This is a genomic window from Novacetimonas hansenii, from assembly GCF_014843995.1.
In the GTDB taxonomy this organism is placed as follows: domain Bacteria; phylum Pseudomonadota; class Alphaproteobacteria; order Acetobacterales; family Acetobacteraceae; genus Novacetimonas; species Novacetimonas hansenii.
Genome location: NZ_CP062147.1, coordinates 1341049 through 1358741, shown reverse-complemented (window position 1 = coordinate 1358741; position 17693 = coordinate 1341049). Strand labels below are relative to the sequence as shown.

Annotated in this window: 20 protein-coding genes and 1 tRNA gene; 6 read left to right on the top strand and 15 right to left on the bottom strand. The window is 61.3% G+C overall.

Annotated features, from left to right (window positions below):
* Nucleotides 1-24: 24 nt before the first annotated feature.
* Complete coding sequence (locus IFJ82_RS05925) at nucleotides 25-1164, top strand: AI-2E family transporter (RefSeq protein WP_003620793.1); 1140 nt, start codon at nucleotides 25-27, stop codon at nucleotides 1162-1164.
* Nucleotides 1165-1248: 84 nt separating this feature from the next.
* Here the strand turns inward: IFJ82_RS05925 and IFJ82_RS05920 are convergent.
* The 7 genes from IFJ82_RS05920 to IFJ82_RS05890 all read right to left on the bottom strand — a co-directional run bounded on the left by IFJ82_RS05920 (nucleotide 1249) and on the right by IFJ82_RS05890 (nucleotide 6288).
* Nucleotides 1249-1322: transfer RNA gene (locus IFJ82_RS05920), tRNA-Pro, on the bottom strand.
* Nucleotides 1323-1692: 370 nt separating this feature from the next.
* Nucleotides 1693-2643, bottom strand: coding sequence for a MerR family transcriptional regulator (locus tag IFJ82_RS15890; RefSeq protein WP_192265911.1), 951 nt, complete (start codon nucleotides 2641-2643; stop codon nucleotides 1693-1695).
* Nucleotides 2640-2957, bottom strand: a complete 318-nt coding sequence (locus IFJ82_RS05910) for an integration host factor subunit alpha (protein WP_003620799.1) — start codon at nucleotides 2955-2957, stop codon at nucleotides 2640-2642. Before IFJ82_RS05910 ends, IFJ82_RS15890 begins: the two co-directional genes overlap by 4 nt.
* A gap of 99 nt (nucleotides 2958-3056) precedes the next feature.
* The gene (locus IFJ82_RS05905) at nucleotides 3057-4025 is read right to left on the bottom strand and encodes a beta-ketoacyl-ACP synthase III (protein ID WP_062809084.1); all 969 of its coding nucleotides are present in this window, start codon (nucleotides 4023-4025) and stop codon (nucleotides 3057-3059) included.
* Nucleotides 4026-4107: 82 nt separating this feature from the next.
* Nucleotides 4108-5205, bottom strand: coding sequence for a phosphate acyltransferase PlsX (plsX, locus tag IFJ82_RS05900; RefSeq protein WP_192265909.1), 1098 nt, complete (start codon nucleotides 5203-5205; stop codon nucleotides 4108-4110).
* 169 nt (nucleotides 5206-5374) lie between these two features.
* Nucleotides 5375-5578: a 50S ribosomal protein L32 gene (rpmF, locus tag IFJ82_RS05895; protein WP_003620805.1), complete on the bottom strand. Its 204-nt coding sequence runs from the start codon at nucleotides 5576-5578 to the stop codon at nucleotides 5375-5377.
* Nucleotides 5579-5748: 170 nt separating this feature from the next.
* Nucleotides 5749-6288, bottom strand: coding sequence for a YceD family protein (locus IFJ82_RS05890; RefSeq protein ID WP_003620807.1), 540 nt, complete (start codon nucleotides 6286-6288; stop codon nucleotides 5749-5751).
* Between the two features lie 227 nt (nucleotides 6289-6515).
* On the opposite strand from IFJ82_RS05890, the gene IFJ82_RS05885 reads away from it, so the two are divergent.
* Nucleotides 6516-7085 (top strand): outer membrane protein assembly factor BamE, encoded by a 570-nt coding sequence (locus tag IFJ82_RS05885; RefSeq protein WP_003620809.1) that lies wholly within the window; start codon nucleotides 6516-6518, stop codon nucleotides 7083-7085.
* A gap of 474 nt (nucleotides 7086-7559) precedes the next feature.
* On the opposite strand, the gene IFJ82_RS05880 is transcribed toward IFJ82_RS05885, so the two are convergent.
* Both IFJ82_RS05880 and rpsU read right to left on the bottom strand, forming a co-directional pair.
* Complete coding sequence (locus IFJ82_RS05880) at nucleotides 7560-8948, bottom strand: ATP-binding protein (RefSeq protein ID WP_003620814.1); 1389 nt, start codon at nucleotides 8946-8948, stop codon at nucleotides 7560-7562.
* A 100-nt stretch (nucleotides 8949-9048) separates the two neighbouring features.
* A complete protein-coding gene (gene rpsU / locus IFJ82_RS05875; RefSeq protein ID WP_010506446.1) occupies nucleotides 9049-9252 on the bottom strand; it encodes a 30S ribosomal protein S21 in 204 nt (67 codons plus the stop codon).
* Nucleotides 9253-9549: 297 nt separating this feature from the next.
* On the opposite strand from rpsU, the gene def reads away from it, so the two are divergent.
* Genes def through IFJ82_RS05855 form a run of 4 tightly spaced genes read left to right on the top strand, consistent with a single transcriptional unit; the run spans nucleotide 9550 to nucleotide 12026 of the window.
* Complete coding sequence (gene def / locus IFJ82_RS05870; RefSeq protein ID WP_192265907.1) at nucleotides 9550-10086, top strand: peptide deformylase; 537 nt, start codon at nucleotides 9550-9552, stop codon at nucleotides 10084-10086.
* A complete protein-coding gene (locus IFJ82_RS05865; protein WP_003620822.1) occupies nucleotides 10083-10700 on the top strand; it encodes a COQ9 family protein in 618 nt (205 codons plus the stop codon). Before def ends, IFJ82_RS05865 begins: the two co-directional genes overlap by 4 nt.
* 28 nt (nucleotides 10701-10728) lie before the next feature.
* A complete protein-coding gene (locus IFJ82_RS05860; RefSeq protein ID WP_307723140.1) occupies nucleotides 10729-11283 on the top strand; it encodes a MarR family transcriptional regulator in 555 nt (184 codons plus the stop codon).
* A 53-nt stretch (nucleotides 11284-11336) separates the two neighbouring features.
* Complete coding sequence (locus tag IFJ82_RS05855) at nucleotides 11337-12026, top strand: response regulator (RefSeq protein ID WP_040512102.1); 690 nt, start codon at nucleotides 11337-11339, stop codon at nucleotides 12024-12026.
* A gap of 548 nt (nucleotides 12027-12574) precedes the next feature.
* On the opposite strand, the gene leuB is transcribed toward IFJ82_RS05855, so the two are convergent.
* From leuB to rimM, 6 genes are all read right to left on the bottom strand, one after another.
* Complete coding sequence (gene leuB, locus IFJ82_RS05850; protein ID WP_062809089.1) at nucleotides 12575-13690, bottom strand: 3-isopropylmalate dehydrogenase; 1116 nt, start codon at nucleotides 13688-13690, stop codon at nucleotides 12575-12577.
* 34 nt (nucleotides 13691-13724) lie between these two features.
* The gene (gene leuD, locus IFJ82_RS05845) at nucleotides 13725-14348 is read right to left on the bottom strand and encodes a 3-isopropylmalate dehydratase small subunit (protein ID WP_003620830.1); all 624 of its coding nucleotides are present in this window, start codon (nucleotides 14346-14348) and stop codon (nucleotides 13725-13727) included.
* Nucleotides 14349-14350: 2 nt separating this feature from the next.
* Nucleotides 14351-15754: a 3-isopropylmalate dehydratase large subunit gene (gene leuC / locus IFJ82_RS05840; RefSeq protein WP_003620833.1), complete on the bottom strand. Its 1404-nt coding sequence runs from the start codon at nucleotides 15752-15754 to the stop codon at nucleotides 14351-14353.
* Between the two features lie 161 nt (nucleotides 15755-15915).
* Nucleotides 15916-16332: a 50S ribosomal protein L19 gene (gene rplS / locus IFJ82_RS05835; RefSeq protein WP_003620835.1), complete on the bottom strand. Its 417-nt coding sequence runs from the start codon at nucleotides 16330-16332 to the stop codon at nucleotides 15916-15918.
* Nucleotides 16333-16361: 29 nt separating this feature from the next.
* A complete protein-coding gene (gene trmD / locus IFJ82_RS05830; protein ID WP_062809090.1) occupies nucleotides 16362-17111 on the bottom strand; it encodes a tRNA (guanosine(37)-N1)-methyltransferase TrmD in 750 nt (249 codons plus the stop codon).
* Nucleotides 17108-17665, bottom strand: a complete 558-nt coding sequence (gene rimM, locus IFJ82_RS05825) for a ribosome maturation factor RimM (protein WP_003620838.1) — start codon at nucleotides 17663-17665, stop codon at nucleotides 17108-17110. Before rimM ends, trmD begins: the two co-directional genes overlap by 4 nt.
* Between the last annotated feature and the right edge of the window lie 28 nt (nucleotides 17666-17693).

The following is a 17693-nucleotide window of genomic DNA, read 5'->3' as shown; positions in this document are numbered from 1 at the left end:
GCGTGCCCCATCACAAGGATAACCATGCCGGACCACAAGAACGCTGGCGCCGAGTCCCATGTCCCGGAACCCGGTTTTGAGGGAAACGGACAATCGTTGCGGGCCTTTCGCTCCTTTCGGGAGACACAGCGCGCGCAACGGGTCGCGCGCGGCCTGCTGGCGCTGTTTTTCGTCGTCATGGCGTTGTACACGGTCCGTGGTTTCCTGCCGTCCCTGATCTGGGGCGGCATCTTTGCCATTGCGTCATGGCCGCTCTATGTCCGGGCGCGCACACGCTGGCATGCCGCGACACACCAACTGCTGCTACCTGCGGCCTTTACCCTGGGCATCGCCCTTATTTTCCTTGTGCCTGTTACCCTGTTCGGGCTGGAGGCCGCGCGCGACGCCGAAGGCGTGCTGCACCTGCTGAACAACGCGCGCCAGTCCGGCATGCCGGTGCCACAATGGATTGACCATCTGCCCATCGGTGCGCAGGGATTGCGGGCATGGTGGGAAAGTCACCTGCAGGACCCTGATGATTTCTCCGCCCTGCTGGGATCATTGCGCATCGGGCAGAGCGTCAAGATGACGCAGCAGGTCGGCACCCAGCTTGCGCATCGGGGCATCCTGTTCATCTTTTCCATCCTGACGCTGTTTTTCCTGCTGAAGGACGGGGACGCCGTGATCCGCCAGTGCCTGGTGGTTTCACGCCGCGCCTTTGGCAAGCGGGGGGAGCGGATCGCATTGCAGATCATCGCCTCCATCCACGGGACCGTGGCCGGGCTTGTGCTGGTGGGTATGGGCGAAGGCGTGGTGATGGGCCTCGCCTATCTGATCGCCGGGGCGCCCCATGCGTTCCTGTTCGGGGTCGTAACGGCGGTGGCGGCCATGATCCCATTCTGCGCCATGATCGCGATCGGCATCGTCTCCACCCTGTTACTGATCAAAGGCAGCGCGGTGATCGCGATTGTCATCATGCTGGTCGGGCTGGCGGTCATCTTCCTGGCCGACCATCTTGTCCGCCCGGCCCTGATTGGGGGATCGACGCAACTGCCGTTCCTGTGGGTGCTGACGGGCATTCTGGGTGGGGCGGAAAGCTGGAACCTGCTGGGCCTGTTCGTGGGACCAGCCATCATGGCGGTACTGCACATGTTGTGGCGCAACTGGACACGGGTACGCGACTGATCGCGGACATATGCACATTGACGTGCCCCAGATCAGGGCACGGAACAGTCCATGTTTTAAGGATTTTTATCGCAGACAGGGATATCGGGCAGGCGGGATTCGAACCCACGACCCCCAGTCCCCCAGACTGATGCGCTACCAGGCTGCGCTACTGCCCGCCTGTCTGCGATGACGCATCGTGTAGCAGGCCCGCCGGGTGCCCGCAAGCCATCTTCTTCATTCAATTACAAAAATAAGACCATAAAAACATAAAGGGGCAGGACCATCACGGTTCCTGCCCCTTTCACACCCCTTCCCCCAGCCTTGAAAAACAGGCGCAGGTCATATCCGGGTTCGATAAGAGAGTGTTTGAAAACAAGTCATTGATAAAAAACAGGAAAAGTTTTTGGGTGCCGCCTTTTTGAAAAAAGGCGGCGTCTTTCGAAGCTTTTTGGAAAAAGCTTCACCAAAAACCTTTATCATTTCAGTATGTTATCGTGCCTGACTTTTCAAACAGTCTCTAAGATCTTCTGGCGGGATGCATGATCTTCAGACCGGCACCATCTCCCGCAGGGCCTCAAGCTCGACCAGAACGCCACGCAGATGCTCACGCAGCACCCCGTTTTCCGAGCGCAGGCGCTCAAGCTCCAACATCACAAGCTGCTCCAGCGGCGGCTCTTCCTCCTGCGCCTCCTCAACCGGGGCCTGCCCGACAGGGGCATCCCCCACCGCGCGATCAGCCTCACTCCCGATCGGGGGCAAAGCATCTTCGGATTCTCCCACCGCCGCTTCGACGACCGGTGCCACCGGAGCCTTCATCAGGGGGGGCGGTGTCTCGCCCTGCACGGGTGGGCTCCCAACCGATGTGGTAGGCTCCACCACGGGCGTATGGTCAGGCGGCACCGTTACTGCCTCTATAGCAGGCGCTGTCTCGACATCCCCGGGGACAGAGGCTGCGACGGAGGTCGGCACAGGTGCGATCGACGCATCGTTTTCCGCCACTGGTGCCGTTTCAGGGGGCGGTGCGGCGCAGGCGACCGGGGCCTGTGCCTCCGCCGGGGCTGCCTGCACCTGCTCGTGGACGATAACGGCCTCGACCTCTTCCACCTGCACATCCGTGATTTCGACCGCAGTGGATGTCACGACATTGTCAGAGGCAGCACGGGGCGCATCAGCGGGGGCCATCACCGCATCGGCGCGGTCCTGCGCTCCCTCACCCCCGGCAAGGATTCGCTGCACCTCCCCAAGCGAAAGGTGGCGGACATACAGCATATCGGAAATGCGGCGCAGCAGGTCCACATCGTCCGCGCGATAAAGACGCCGCCCGCTCTGCCCCCGGATGGGCTGCAATTGCGGGAAGCGGTTTTCCCATGTCCTCAGGACATGCTGCGCGATTCCAAGCTGCCGTGCGACTTCGTAAATCGGCAGGGCGTCCTGCGTGGATGCCTGTGTGGCCGTGGCGGCGTTTACGACGCCGTGCGCGGGGTCATGGACATTCATTCGTCGTCCTCTGCATTCATATGTCCGGTATCACCGTTCACATGCGCCCGCAAAAGCTGGCTGGGCCGGAAGACCAGGACGGAACGCGGCAGAATCGGAACCTCAACCCCCGTTTTGGGATTACGTCCCGTCCGTCGCCCCTTCTTGCGGACGGAAAACGTACCGAATCCGCTGATCTTTACGGTGTCCCCCGCCTCGAGTGCATGGGCCACTTTTTCCAGGACGTGTTCAAGGATGTCGGCGGACTCATGACGTGAAAGTCCAACCTGACTATAGATTTGTTCTGCCAGAGTGGCGCGGGTCACTGTGCTCATGCAGCAACGTTATGCATGCCATCCGCCAGCGTCAATTCAATGTGTTGACATGTGTGTTTTTTTCTTGCGTCCGCATGCCAGCGGACACAGGCGCGGCAGTCAGATCCGCGCCAGGGCAGAGCCCCATGTCAGGCCACCGCCCAGTGCCTCCATCAGCACCAGATCCCCGCTGCGAATCCGTCCGTCACGTACGGCTTCGTTCAATGCCAGCGGGATCGAGGCGGCAGAGGTATTGGCATGACGGTCCACCGTAATCACCACCCGTTCGGGCGGCAGTTGCAACTTGCGCGCAACGCCATCAATGATCCGCAGGTTCGCCTGATGCGGGACCAGCCATGCAACGTCTTCGTATTTCAGGCCGTTGGCGGCCAGCACCTCATCCACCGACGATGACAGCTTGGCCACCGCATGGCGGAAGACATCGCGCCCCTGCATCTTCAGGTGCGCGCTTTTTTCGGACTGCCCGATTGCGCCATCCACATATAACAGGTCGCCATAGCGGCCGTCGGAATGCATGTGCGTGGATACGATTCCCTGCGTCCCGCCTTCCTCTGTCGCCTGCAGGAAGACCGCACCCGCGCCATCCCCAAACAGAACAAAGGTAGAGCGGTCATCAGGATCAAGAATTCGTGAATAGACCTCGCTGCCGATCACCAGGGCGGACCGGGCCTGCCCGCTGCGAATCAGGGCGTCGGCAGTGGACAGGGCAAAGATGAATCCCGAGCACGCAGCCGCGATGTCAAAGCCAAAGCCCCCGGTGATGCCAAGTTCGGCCTGCACCCGCACCGCGGTTGAGGGAAAGGCCTGATCCGGCGTGCTGGTGGCGACGATGATGGCGTCCACATCATCCGCGCTGGCATTGGCATATTCAAGCGCCTGCCTGCCTGCATGGGCCGCCATGCTGACGGCGGTATCCTCCGGCCCGGCGCGGTGACGCTGCGCGATGCCGGTGCGGGCGCGTATCCACTCGTCCGAAGTTTCCAGCCGACTGGCCAGTTCATCGTTGGTCACGATTCTGTCCGGCAGGTAGCCGCCAAAACCCTTCAGCAGCGAGCGTCTCGCCTTCATGCGTGTCTGTCCAAACCTGTTGGGAGCAGGGTCATGCACGCAGCCCGACAGGTGCGCGTACCCCCTTGCCCACGGCAGCGACTCAGGAAGCCGAAACTACCTGTGTCGGCTCCTTTTCGTTACTGAACCTGCTGGCCGTCAGGCTTCCCATGCGGGAAAGCTGGTCACGGATACCGGCATTGAAATCGTGCGTGACCATGTCGATCGCCACATCCACGGCCGAGGCAAACCCCTCGGCGTCAGTGCCGCCATGCGATTTTACCACCACACCGTTAAGCCCGACGAACACCGCGCCATTATACCGGCGCGGGTCGAGCCATTCCTTCATCCGCTCCAGCCCCGGGCGCACCAGCAGATAGCCGATCTTGCCCAGCAGGCCGGAACTGAAGACCTGTCGCAACAGGGTAAAGGCCATCTTCAGCGCGCCCTCGCCGGTCTTGAGCGCAACATTGCCGGTAAAGCCGTCCGTCACCACCACATCGGTCGTGCCAGCGGTAATGTCGTGTCCTTCGACAAAACCATGAAACTGCCGCGCAAGCGGGCTGCCACGCAGAACTTCGGCAGCCTGGCGCAGGCGCTCGTCCCCCTTAAGCTCCTCCGACCCGACATTCAGCAGTCCGATCGTCGGCGCGGGCAGGCCCAGCACCGCCTTGGCAAAGGCTTCGCCCATCACGGCAAATTCGACAAGGTTCCGCCAGTCACACGCAACATTTGCGCCAAGGTCAAGCATGACCACATCGCCCTTTGTCGTCGGGCTGATCGCCGCCATCGCGGGACGCGAAATGCCGGGCAGGGTCTTGATCACGATCTTGGCCAGCGCCAGCATTGCGCCGCTGTTGCCGGCGGAGACCACGCCCATTGCCTCGCCATTGGCGACGGCGTCCATCGATAGGCGCAGCGAGGAATCGCGCACCCGCAATGCGGCGGTTGGTTTCATTTCCATGGATATGGCGGAACCGGCAGGGCGGATCGTGCAAATCGCCGCGGCGCGGGGATGCTGCGCCAAAAGGGCGCGCAACCTGTTTTCGTCACCAATCAGAAGGATTTTGGCGGATGGATGCCGGTCAGCGGCAATCGCCAGTCCGGCCACCACGACTTCCGGGCCACCATCCCCACCCATTCCATCAATGGCCAGAGTATAGGACTGTGTCGCGGAAAAAGAGGAACCTGTCTCGGTCATGCTCGTCTTGTGCCGGGTGAAGGTAAAACGCGCAAGTGCCGAATGGGAACACCCCCTTCATGCAGCATTTCCCTGCGCGATCCGGACGGGCGGGATGCCGATATGTGGCTGTCCCGCGCCATGTCAATGGCGCTTCCCGTCCCGGCAGGTAACCGCGTCGAAACGTATATCAGGCGCGGACGGCGGTCTTCAGCGCCTTGCCGGCGGATGCGACTTCGCGGCCGTCATAGTGCCCGCAGTGGCTGCAGACATGGTGCGGGCGCTTCAGTTCGCCGCAGTTGGAGCATTCCGCATGTGCCTGCACGGGCAGCGCAGCATGGCTGCGACGCATGCCACGACGGGACGGCGAGGTTTTTCTCTTAGGTACAGCCATGGGCCTGGGCCCCTCCGATCTGGGATCACAACCCGGTAAAGCCAGCGAGGCGTCACCCGGTCAGTTATCAACAATTGAGGGGGGCGCTCTAGCAGACGATCCGACATTCCGCAAGAGACGATCTTGCGATCCGCCTGGCGTCCCTGCCCCCCGATACGCGGTTTTACGCCTCAGTTATGCTTTTTCTTCAGCTCGGCAAGGGCTGCGAAAGGCTGCCGCCGGGGTTCCTCCGCGTCTTCCGCCGCCTCGTCTTCCTCTATATCGAGCAGGTCAGCCGGTATGGTGCTGCCGGGCTTGTGCGGATACGGGTCAAGGCCAAGGGACAGCTCCTCCGCCGCGAGTTCGCCAAGGTCGATGGCCTCGCGCTCATAGGGCACCTCGTCGATGCTGAAGGGATCGACCTCGTCATCCTCGCGAAAGCGTTCGGCAGGAATGCACCGCACGGTGAAGGATTCGGCGATGGCATCGTCAAAGGGTTCAAGGCTGACGACACATTCCTGCGTGACGTGCGCCGTCAGCCACCCTTCGGCCATCACCTCCCCCTGCGGGCCGGGCACAAGGCGATAGCGGCAGGCAAGGTCGCGGATCGCGGGGATTCCGAAACGCCGCGCAAGGGCCTTGCATTCCTCTGGCGTGGCCTCGATGGAGGTTTCCATCCCCTTGGACGCAATACGTCCCACCATGACGCGACGGGAAAATTCTGGGTCCATAGCTCGTATCTTCTCCTGCAATTCCGGCCTGCCGCCGCCGGGGCGGATGTGCCGGTCCAACGGGCATGCCGCGCGCCCCTTACCCGGATTGCCCGGATGGGGCCTGGCGGAGGGGATGTGTTTTTCCGCCTTGCATCCGATCTGCGATTGACTTCATTTGACCAATAAGGCACCCGGAAGGTCGGACTGTCTATCTGCAGCATCTTACCAGGACGCTTTATCCGATCATGAGGCCAGAGCAGCACATCTTTTCCCGCCCCCGTTCCTTACGCCTGTTTTCATGCGCTGTCATCGGGGTTGGCCTGTCGCTGTCGGGATGCGTCGCGTTCAAGCCCAGCGTGATCCAGCGCGGCTCCCTGGTACAGGCAGATGACTATAATCAGCTCAAGACCGGCAAAAGTTCACGTTCCGATGTCATGGACCTCCTTGGCTCCCCCACCAGCCGCGCGACATTCGATGACAATACGTGGATCTATATTTCGATGCGCCAGACGCTTGCGCCGATCAGCTTCCCCCACATCGACAAGCAGCAGGTCGTAGTCCTGACGTTTGACGAAGGTGGCATCCTTCGCAACCTGCGGACCCTGCACAAGGACGATGCGCGATATGTCAGCATGGCGATGGGCAAGACCCCGACGCCGGGCACCAAGATCAACATCATGCAGCAGATCCTTGGCAATGTGGGCCGTTATAACCCCATGAGCCAGATGACCAGCACCTATGGCGGCAGTACTGGCCCGATGAACAGCATGAACGGTGGTCCGGGCCATGGTGGGCAGGGGAACACGCTTCCCTGAGCCTGACGGGCCTTTTGCCATGGCCCCACATGGCATGATGGTCGGGGACAATTTCCTGATGACATGTCATCAGGCCGCATCACCTTGGCAATCGCTGGCTTTTGCCTGTCTGGCATGAGGGGACTGCCCTTGCCATCACACCGCCTGCACCACGGCAAGGGCAAGCGAGGCAACACCCACCAATAAAATCCCTGTCTGTGGCATGTTTCAAAAAGGCCGCAGCAGCCTTCATGATTCCAGAATATTACCGTTCCCGCCCTTGAAGAACTTTCCATAAGAGACTGTTTGAAACGTCAGGCGTGATAACATCCTGAAATTATAAAGGTTTTTGGTGAAGCTTTTTCCAAAAAGCTTCGAAAGACGCCGCCTTTTTGAAAAAAGGCAGCACCCAAAAACTTTTCCTGTTGTTTATCAATGAGTTGATTTCAAACACTCTCCAAGAGATCATCTGGAACACGCGCCCCTTGGCCCCGATCAGTCCGGGATGATGATCCGGACACGCAGGCCACCGGACGGGCTGCTTTCAAGGCGGATTTCCCCCCCATGGGCGTGGATGATATCGCGCGCGATGGCAAGGCCAAGCCCTGTTCCCCCGTCACGCCCGCTTTCAAAGGGGCGAAACACGCTCTCACGCCGGGATTCGTCAATCCCACATCCGTCATCATCAACATAAATGACGGTGGCGTTACGCTTCTTGCGCGCACTGAGCCAGATGCGATTGGCGTGGCGGCGTGCATTTTCGACGATGTTCGACAACACACGCCGGAATGCCGCCAGCCGCACCACGATACCCAACGGGCGCGCAACATGGACACTGATATCGCCCGCCCCGGCACGACGGGCCGCCACCGCAACCTCGGTCAGCAGTTCCCCCACATCGACCATTGACGGAACCTCCGCCCCCTCGCCCCGGGCGAAGGAGAGATATCCCTCGATCATATGTTCCATCTCCCCGATATCGGCCACCATGTCCTCGATATCGGGTTGCAGGTCTTCAGCCCGGACCTGCCCCTGTCGCGGCATCATCGCCAATGTCAGGCGCAGGCGTGTCAGCGGCGTGCGCAGGTCATGCGATACCCCCGCCAGAACGGATGTCCTTTGCTCAACAAAACGGAAGATGCGGTCACGCATGCGGTTGAAGGCCACCGCCGCCTTGCGGATTTCCTGCGCGCCTTCGGGGTGGATCGGGTCGATGTCACGCCCGAGGCCAAACAGTTCCGCCGCCCGCGCCAGACGCCGTATGGCACGCACCTGATTGCGCATGAAGAACGCCGCGATACAGAACAGCACAAGCGCGCTGCCCGTTGCCCAGGCGACAAACAGCCACACCGGTGCGACATCCAATCGCTTGCGCGGGGTATCGACGCGCAGGACGCCATCGGGCATCTGGATGAAGACCGATACGATACGGCGATCACTTTTCCAATCCACGAAGGCAGGCCGCCCGAGCGCGACGCGCAGGTCACGCACAAGGTCATCATCCACCGGGCCCAGCACATGGTTTGATCCCACGCGCTGCAGGCTGTCCCCTTCGCGCCAGCTCATATGAAGCTGCGCGCGTTCATGCACATCCCGCAGGATCCAGGCGCGGTCCGATGGCGCGGGATAGCGTTCCATGACGTCGATGGTCATGGCGATGTTGTTCACCACACCAGCCGATAGCCGCCGCGAAACGATCTTGAGGTAATTGCCATAAAATAGTTCGAGCGAGATCCCCTGCGTCACCAGCAGGGGAATGAACCCGATCAGCAACATCCGCCCCAACAGCGAACGCGGCAGCACACGCCGGACAAGCCTGTCCAGATGTCGCGCGCCCATGGACGGGCCATTGACCGATGACAGGGGATCAGGCGGCGGCGTCATGGATCATCCCACGATCCGTTGGCGGCACGGCATAAAAAAAGCCGACCCCATGCGGAAGCCGGCTTTTCCCACGGGCGATGCCCGGTATCTGAAGACCAGATCAGAACCCTTCGCGTTCCAGACGCTTGCGCTCCATCTTGCGCGCACGGCGCACGGCTTCAGCAGCTTCACGCGCCTTGCGTTCAGACGGCTTTTCATAGTGCCGACGCAGCTTCATTTCCCGGAAGATGCCTTCGCGCTGCATCTTCTTCTTGAGGGCCTTGAGAGCCTGATCGACGTTATTATCACGAACGAGAACCTGCACTGGGTCGTCAACTCCTGCTTTAAGCCGTCACTTGCGCCGGCGGCGATGGGTATCTGTAATGGGGGATGACCGCCCGAGGTCATTCCCTGCGTGCGATTCCCAAACGGGCCGCACCTATATCACAGCCCGATCCGGCAACACAAATCTTTCCGCTGCTTTTACACTGTGCCGGGGCAGGTTATTTCACGACCGTCCCATGCACGCAACGCAGATGACGCGCTTTCATGCCAGATACACATGACCGGATACAAACGGCCGGATGAGAAATGGCCAGATGCGAAAGGACTCAAACCTTCCATGACCCTGCTCAAGATCGCCCGGATGGGGCATCCCGTGCTGCTGCGTCGTGCGGACGCGGTCACGGACCCCACCGGCCCCGACATTGCACGCCTGGTGGCGGACATGATCGAAACGATGGAAGACGCAGGTGGCGTGGGCCTTGCCGCGCCACAGGTACACCGTTCATGCAGGGTGTTCGTCTATCGCGTGCCTGACACCCGCAGCAGCGGCGCACCCGATGACCAGCCCTGCGGCCCACAGGTCCTGATCAACCCCCATCTTACACCGATCGGGAAAGAAACGGTCCTGCGGCTGGAGGGATGCCTGTCGATTCCGGGCCTGCGCGGATGGGTTCCCCGCCACACCCGCGTCGCCTATCACGGATACGATGCACAGGGGCGGCAGGTGAAAGGCACGGCATCGGGATTTCTGGCGAATGTGATGCAACATGAATATGATCACCTGAACGGCATATTATATCCGATGCGGATGAACGATCTGGCGAAGATGGGGTTTGACACTGAAATGGCACGTTACGGAGAAGAACAGGCATGATCGGGTCCTTCCTCACGGCATCGGCCGCATCATGCCTACTGCCCCCTGCCCTCGATCACTCCCCCGCGCGTGACGCCGCCCTGCGCCGGATGATGCAGGGCGCGGGACAACGCGAATGGTCCATGGCCACAGTACGGCAGGTCGCGGGCGACGATGCCGACCTGCTGTTCCCCGGCGGGATCGCCGAGGTGGCTGAAGCCTATTTCGACCTGGCCGACCGTGACATGCAGGCCGCCGCCCACGGTTTCCATTCCCGCAAGCTCAGCCGCAGGGTGCGTGCCGCCATCATGTTTCGCCTGCACGATGCCAGTGGATATCGCCCTGCCGTGCGCCACGCCCTGTCGGTGCTGATGGTGCCGGGGCACGCACGCCTGCTTGCACGCAGCCTGGCGCGTAGCGTCAACGCCATCTGGGCCGCCGCAGGGGACGATTCGCAGGGCGTGACCTACCTGACCAAGCGCGCATCGCTGACGGGAATCTATGTCTCAACGCTGCTGTTCTGGCTGGCGCGGGGCGGCAACATGGCGACGGTGGAGGAATTCCTGGACCGTCGCCTGGCCGATATCGCGCGGATCACACGGCTGAAGAACCGCCTGATGGGACGTCCATTCTGATCCCCCCATTGGCCCGCAGCACCTGCCCTTGACAGAACGTCGCCCCCCCTTGCCTCCGGCCCGGCCGATACGCCCGCGCGCAGGCGTGGAACTCCTGTTCCTGCGCGACGAGGACATGCGCCAGGCACAGATGCTGATGACACAGGCCTGTCGCGGGTTCGCAGGGCTGCTTGATCCCCTGCTGGAGGAGATGCAGATCGGACATGCGCACCAGCGAATCCTGCAATTCGTGAAAAACGAACCGGATATTTCCGTCGGCGCCCTGCTGGACATTCTGTCGATTACCAAGCAAAGCATGGCGCGTGCCCTCAACGACCTTGTGCGTCGCGGGCTGCTTCACCAACGCGCCAGCACCCGTGACCGGCGCATGCGCCTGCTGCGCCTGACCGACGCAGGATATGAAATGGAACGCCGTTTGTTCGAACGGCAGCGTGATGTCCTGTTGCGGGTATATCGCGACGCGGGTGGTCCGGCGGTCGAAGGATTCCGCAAGGTCATGCGCGGCCTGATTGAGGAATCACAGAATATGGCGCGCCATCGCGATGACAAAGCACCCGCTCAGACACAACGGAGCCGTGAATGAACAGGTCCCCCCGCCCTGCATCCCCCACCGCACAGACACGCGAACCGGCTGGTATGGACGCCCATATCGTCGTGGTCGATGACGACCCGCGCCTGCGCCGCCTGCTGCAACGTTACCTTACCGAACAGGGGTTCCGCGTCAGTGCCGCGGCCTCCGCGCATGAAGCACGACAGGTCCTTGGCTTCATGCAGCCTGACGCCCTTGTGCTCGACATCACAATGCCGGGTGAAAACGGGCTGGAACTGACACGCGAACTGCGTAACGAAGGGCTGGATTTTCCCATCCTGCTGCTGACCGCACGCGGGGAGCCGGAAGACCGTATCATCGGGCTGGAGGCCGGGGCCGATGATTATCTTGGCAAGCCTTTTGAACCACGTGAACTGCTGTTACGGCTCAAGGCGCACCTGCGTCGCTTTGCCCCGCCGCCACCCACCAATAACCTGCGCATCGTGCGGCTTGGTGAACTGGAGTTCGATCCCGCCCGCAGCCTGCTGAGCGGACAGGACGGAATCGTCCACCTGACGGGCGGCGAATCCGCACTGCTTGCGGTGCTGGCGCGCCATCCCAACGAAGTCCTCTCGCGCCATGAAATCGCACAAACGCTGGAAATGGATGAAATCGGCGAACGTGCCGTTGACGTGCAGGTCACGCGCCTGCGCCGCCGGATCGAACCCGACCCAAGGGAGCCGCGCTTCCTCCAGACCGTACGTGGCAAGGGATATGTGCTCAAGCCCGGCCTGTAAGGTGCGGAGGCATGGCCTGTGCCTACCCACACGCCCGGTTGAAAAGATAGGTGCCGGCACCTGACTGGAATGACAAAATCTCTTTGCGAGACTTTGTTCATAAAGCCTTGAAACGCATTCTCCTTTTTAGAGGCTGCGTAACATAGTCAGGCTCAATAACATTCTGAAATAACAAAGGTTTTTGGTGAAGCTTTTTCTAAAAAGCTTCAGAAGAGGCCGCCTTTTTGAAAAAAGGCGGCACCAAAAAACTCTTCTTATTTTTTATCAATGATTTGTTTTCAAACAATCTCTTTAAAAATCATCATCAGAAACTTCTTGATTATTACCCGGGTTTTTCCAGATCGGAAAAACTCAGTCCCCTCCCACAATTCCCAACAATTTATGGATCAGGTCCAGATTTGCAGGGAGCAATGTCCCTTGCCCGTTTCAGGCAGCCCCCGGAAGCCATGATGCCAACGCAGCATCTTTTCCCCACGAAACATAAAAGCCGCACCTGCCCAGCAGGTACGGCTTTCAATGCTGCCTCATTGAGTGTGACAGATACGGCTTCAGCCCTGCTGGAGCTTGTCGAGTTCGCGGACCACGGCCTCGCCCATGACCTCGGTGCCAACAACGGCCATGCCGGGGCTCATGATATCAGGCGTACGCAGGCCACTGGCCAGCACATTGGCCACCGCCGTCTCGATCATCTCTGCATCTTCCAGCATGTTGAACGAATAACGCAGCAACATCGCAAACGACAGGATCTGCGCCAGCGGATTGGCCTGACCCTTGCCCGCAATGTCGGGCGCGCTGCCATGGATCGGCTCATACAGGGCAGGACGCCTGCCATCGGCATCCACCGCACCCAGCGTGGCCGAAGGCAGCATGCCCAGACTGCCGGTCAGCATGGAGGCAAGGTCGGACAGAAGGTCGCCAAACAGGTTGCCCGTCACGATCACATCGAACTGCCGCGGATTGCGCACAAGCTGCATTGCACAGTTATCAGCCAGCATATGCGTCAATTGCACATCCGCGTATTCCCGCGCATGCAGGTCCGTCACGACCTCTTTCCACAACAGGCCGCTTTCCATCACGTTGCATTTTTCAACCGAACAGACACGGTTGTCCCGCTTGCGCGCAAGGTCGAAGGCCACACGGGCGACACGTTCGATTTCCGACGTGCTATAGACCTCGGTATTGATGCCACGCCGTGACCCGTCGGGCAGGGTCTCGATCCCGCGCGGAGTACCGAAATAGATGCCCCCCACCGTTTCGCGCACAATCATGATGTCCAGCCCACGTACCACCTCGGGCTTGAGCGTGCTGGCATCAGCCAGCGCGTCGAACACCTTGGCCGGACGCAGGTTGGCAAACAGCCCAAGTTCCTGACGCAGTTTCAGGATTGCGATTTCAGGACGGAGGTCAAACCCGGCGGAAGCCCATTTCGGGTCCCCAACCGAACCGAACAGGACGGCATCGGCGGCGCGGGCCTCGTCAATCACTTCCTGACGGATCGGCACGCCATGAACCGCCAGCGATGCACCACCGACCAGATCCTCGGTAATATCGAAATTGATCCCGCGCACGCGGCTCATCCACGCCATGATGCGCGCGACTTCGCGCATGATTTCCGGGCCTATGCCATCGCCAGGGAGGATCAGAAGTTTCTTGGTTTCGGACATGACAGCTCCCTGCTGAAAAAGCGACCGGTGATGGTCAGTCAATGGTAATGGAGGGCATCCACGGCGCATCGTGCCTGCGCCGGGCCTCGAACGTTTCGATCGCGGACTCGTGCTGCAGGGTCTGGCCAATATCATCAAGCCCCTCCAGCAGCAGATGCTTGCGCAGGGGATCAACCTCGAACGGGATTTCGCGCCCATCGGGACGGACCACCACCTGACGGGGCAGGTCGATGGTGATGCGCGAATTCTCGCCCATACGTGCATCGGCCATCAATTCGTCGCACACTTCGCGCGGGAGCGTGATGGGCAGGATGCCGTTCTTGAAACAGTTATTGAAAAAAATATCCGCAAACGATGGCGCGATGACACAGCGGATTCCAAAATCCAGCAAAGCCCACGGTGCATGTTCACGCGATGAACCACATCCCAGATTATCGTGGGTAATCAGGATCTGCGATTTGCGATAGGGCGTCTGGTTCAGGACGAAATCGGGATTTTCCGAACCATCCGCGTTATAGCGCATGCTGTCGAACGCATGCACCCCAAGGCCCGAACGCTTGGTTGTCTTGAGGAACCGCGCCGGGATGATCTTGTCCGTATCAATGTTTTCCTGCGGCATCGGGGCGGCAATGGCCGTCAGGACCGTGAACTTATCCATTGTCAGATCAACTCCCGCACATCGGTCAGGTACCCTGTCACGGCGGCGGCGGCGGCCATGGCAGGCGACAGCAGGTGGGTGCGCCCACCCGGTCCCTGACGTCCTTCAAAATTACGGTTGGAAGTAGAGGCACAGCGCTGCCCCGGCGTCAGCTTGTCCGGGTTCATGCCCAGGCACATCGAACACCCGGCCTCGCGCCATTCAAACCCGGCGTCGAGGAAGATCCGGTCCAGCCCTTCTTCCTCCGCCTGCGCCTTGACGATGCCCGACCCCGGCACGATCATCGCCCGCACGCCCTGTGCCACGTGACGTCCCGAAACAATGGAGGCCGCGGCGCGCAGGTCCTCGATCCGGCTGTTGGTGCATGACCCGATAAACACGACATCGACCGGTGTGCCCGCGATCTTCTGCCCGGCCTGCAGGCCCATATATTCCAACATACGCTGCATCTGCGCGCGTCGTGATGCATCGGCTTCGGTGGCAGGGTCGGGTACGGTGCCGGTAATGGGGATGACGGTTTCAGGGCTGGTGCCCCATGTCAGCACCGGGGAGATTTCCTCCGCACGGAGTTCGACAACCTTGTCATAATGCGCACCTTCGTCCGAGGCGAGCGTCTTCCAGTAGGCGACAGCCTGCGTGAATGCCTCGCCCTGCGGTGCGAAGGGACGGCCGCGCACATACTCGAACGTGACCTCGTCCGGAGCAACCAGACCGGCGCGCGCGCCCGCCTCGATCGACATGTTGCAGATCGTCATGCGCCCCGCCATGTCCAGCGCGCGGATGGCCGACCCCGTAAATTCGATGATGTAGCCCGTCCCGCCAGCCGTGCCGAGCTTACCGATGATCGCCAGCATGATGTCCTTGGCGCTGACACCGGGGCCGACCTGTCCCTCTACCGCGACTTTCATGTTTTTCGCGGGTTTCTGCAACAGCGTCTGCGTCGCCATCACATGCTCGACCTCGGACGTGCCGATCCCGAATGCCAGCGCGCCAAGCGCACCGTGCGTGGAGGTATGGCTGTCACCGCACACAATGGTCATGCCCGGCAGGGAAATCCCCTGTTCCGGCCCGACGACATGTACGATGCCCTGGCGTTCCGACAGCAGCGGGAAATACGGCACGCCGAATTCCGCCACATTACGCTCCAGCGTTTCGATCTGGTTGCGGCTTTCGGGTTCCTCGATCGGCTGGGTGCGATCCGATGTGGGAACATTATGATCGACAACCGCGATCATTGCCTCCGGATGGCGCAGACGCCGCCCCGTCATGCGCAGGCCTTCGAACGCCTGCGGGCTTGTCACCTCATGGATAAGGTGACGGTCGATATAAAGAATGGCCGTACCATCCGGGAGACGTTCCACGACATGACTGTCCCAGATCTTGTCGAACAGCGTACGTGCAGCCATCAGTTCATACCCCCAGCATACGGCAATACCGGATCGATCTTTCGCGGCCTTTGTCGTGACGGCAGGGGCGCGTGATCCCGGTCGGCAATCAGAAGAAAATACCGCCGCCCCCATCGCACCATCCCTGTGGAATGGCGGCGCGGGCGACGGCGGTCACAGGCTCAGTTCGCCTTGGCTTCCGTGGCGGCAGGCGCTTCGGCCTTGGCCGCGGACGCCGTATCGCGGGGACGCTCGGCAATGCGGGCGGACTTGCCACGACGGCCACGCAGGTAATACAGCTTCGCACGGCGGACAACACCGCGACGCACCACCGTGATTTCGGCAATGGTGGGCGAATACAGCGGGAACACACGCTCCACGCCTTCACCATTGGAAATCTTGCGCACGGTGAAGTTGCTGTTCAGGCCCTTGTTCGAACGGGCGATCACCACCCCTTCATAAGCCTGGACGCGCTTGCGCGTGCCTTCGACCACATGCACGCCAACGCGCACCGTATCGCCCGGCGCGAAATCAGGCACGGCGCGGGTCGCGGTCAGGCGGGCAATTTCTTCCGCCTCATATTTCTGGATGATGTTCATGATCGGGTCCTCAGTTGATTGGTTTATGTTCAGTTCAGCCGATCCGCATCGGCATGCAGGCCAGCGGATCGGGACGTTTCTTCACCAGCACGCGCCACATGGGCGGCCCACAGGTCGGGTCGCCTCTGTCGCGTTGCCATCTCGGCCATGTCGCGGCGCCACCGGGCAATGGCGCCATGATGACCGGACAGCAGGACATCGGGCACGTCACGTCCCTCCCACTGCGCCGGCTTGGTATAAAGCGGGTATTCAAGCAGGCCGTCGGCGAAGCTCTCCTCCGTGGCGCTTGTGTCCGACCCCATGACGCCCGGCAGCAGCCGCACGCAGGCATCGAGCAGCACCAGTGCCGCGACTTCGCCCCCCGACAGGATATAATCACCGATGGAGACCTGTTCGATGTCGCGCGCCTCCAGCACGCGTTCGTCCACGCCTTCATACCGGCCACACAGCACGACAACCCCCGGCCCCGCCGCATAACGCCGGACATCCGCCTGCGTCAGCGTACGCCCGCGTGGCGTGGGATAGATGACCGGACGCCCGGCTGCCTCCACCTCGCCCAGCGCGGCGGATACGACATCGGGTCGCATAACCATTCCCGCCCCGCCACCAAACGGCGTGTCGTCAATGGTGCGATGACGGCCAAGCCCATGGGCACGCAGGTCCTGCGCCTCCATTGACCATATCCCGTCACGCAGCGCCCGCCCCGCAAGGGAGCATCCCAGCGAACCGGGAAACATCTCGGGGAACAGGGTCAGCGCGGTGGCCTGCCACGTCGTCATGCCACGGGTTCCGCCGCGCCATCACCGGGGAAGAACTCCGCCGGGACCTCGACCTCATCAGGCAGGACAACCTCGATCCGGCGTGCGCCCATGTCCACCACCGGCACACAGGCCCGCGTGAACGGCAGCAGGATCGTGCCACCCTGTCCTGTGATCTCCAGGCTGACGCCCGCGCCATAGTCATGGACCAGCCGGACATGGCCAAGTTCATGCAATGGCGTGCCTGCCTGTTCAATCACCTGCATCCCCACGAGGTCGGCGACATAAAATTCGTCCTCCTCTGGTTCCGGCAGGTCGACACGCCCGACATAGAGCTTGCGATTGACCAGTTTCTGCGCGTCCTCGCGGCTGGAAAGTGCCTGCCCCGCGTCATTGCGCAGTTCGGCAATCCCCTGCCCACGCCATGACAGATGCCAGGCATTCCCGTGTTCATCACGAAGCGCCCCATAACGGGCAAGGTCTTCGGGCACGGCGGCATAGCTGTGCACGCGCACAAGCCCACGCACACCATGCGGCCGCCCCACCACGCCCATCAGGATACGATCGCGATCCATCACCTGCCTTCTATCGTGCCCGCCCGTC

Bases quoted from the DNA above. Each gene is read 5' to 3' on its own strand.
- IFJ82_RS05925 (WP_003620793.1), top strand. From the start codon at position 25: ATGCCGGACCACAAGAACGCTGGCGCCGAGTCCCATGTCCCGGAACCC.
- IFJ82_RS15890 (WP_192265911.1), bottom strand. From the start codon at position 2,643: ATGAATGTCCATGACCCCGCGCACGGCGTCGTAAACGCCGCCACGGCC.
- IFJ82_RS05910 (WP_003620799.1), bottom strand. From the start codon at position 2,957: ATGAGCACAGTGACCCGCGCCACTCTGGCAGAACAAATCTATAGTCAG.
- IFJ82_RS05905 (WP_062809084.1), bottom strand. From the start codon at position 4,025: ATGAAGGCGAGACGCTCGCTGCTGAAGGGTTTTGGCGGCTACCTGCCG.
- plsX (WP_192265909.1), bottom strand. From the start codon at position 5,205: ATGACCGAGACAGGTTCCTCTTTTTCCGCGACACAGTCCTATACTCTG.
- rpmF (WP_003620805.1), bottom strand. From the start codon at position 5,578: ATGGCTGTACCTAAGAGAAAAACCTCGCCGTCCCGTCGTGGCATGCGT.
- IFJ82_RS05890 (WP_003620807.1), bottom strand. From the start codon at position 6,288: ATGGACCCAGAATTTTCCCGTCGCGTCATGGTGGGACGTATTGCGTCC.
- IFJ82_RS05885 (WP_003620809.1), top strand. From the start codon at position 6,516: ATGAGGCCAGAGCAGCACATCTTTTCCCGCCCCCGTTCCTTACGCCTG.
- IFJ82_RS05880 (WP_003620814.1), bottom strand. From the start codon at position 8,948: ATGACGCCGCCGCCTGATCCCCTGTCATCGGTCAATGGCCCGTCCATG.
- def (WP_192265907.1), top strand. From the start codon at position 9,550: ATGACCCTGCTCAAGATCGCCCGGATGGGGCATCCCGTGCTGCTGCGT.
- IFJ82_RS05865 (WP_003620822.1), top strand. From the start codon at position 10,083: ATGATCGGGTCCTTCCTCACGGCATCGGCCGCATCATGCCTACTGCCC.
- IFJ82_RS05855 (WP_040512102.1), top strand. From the start codon at position 11,337: ATGGACGCCCATATCGTCGTGGTCGATGACGACCCGCGCCTGCGCCGC.
- leuB (WP_062809089.1), bottom strand. From the start codon at position 13,690: ATGTCCGAAACCAAGAAACTTCTGATCCTCCCTGGCGATGGCATAGGC.
- leuD (WP_003620830.1), bottom strand. From the start codon at position 14,348: ATGGATAAGTTCACGGTCCTGACGGCCATTGCCGCCCCGATGCCGCAG.
- leuC (WP_003620833.1), bottom strand. From the start codon at position 15,754: ATGGCTGCACGTACGCTGTTCGACAAGATCTGGGACAGTCATGTCGTG.
- rplS (WP_003620835.1), bottom strand. From the start codon at position 16,332: ATGAACATCATCCAGAAATATGAGGCGGAAGAAATTGCCCGCCTGACC.
- trmD (WP_062809090.1), bottom strand. From the start codon at position 17,111: ATGACGACGTGGCAGGCCACCGCGCTGACCCTGTTCCCCGAGATGTTT.
- rimM (WP_003620838.1), bottom strand. From the start codon at position 17,665: ATGGATCGCGATCGTATCCTGATGGGCGTGGTGGGGCGGCCGCATGGT.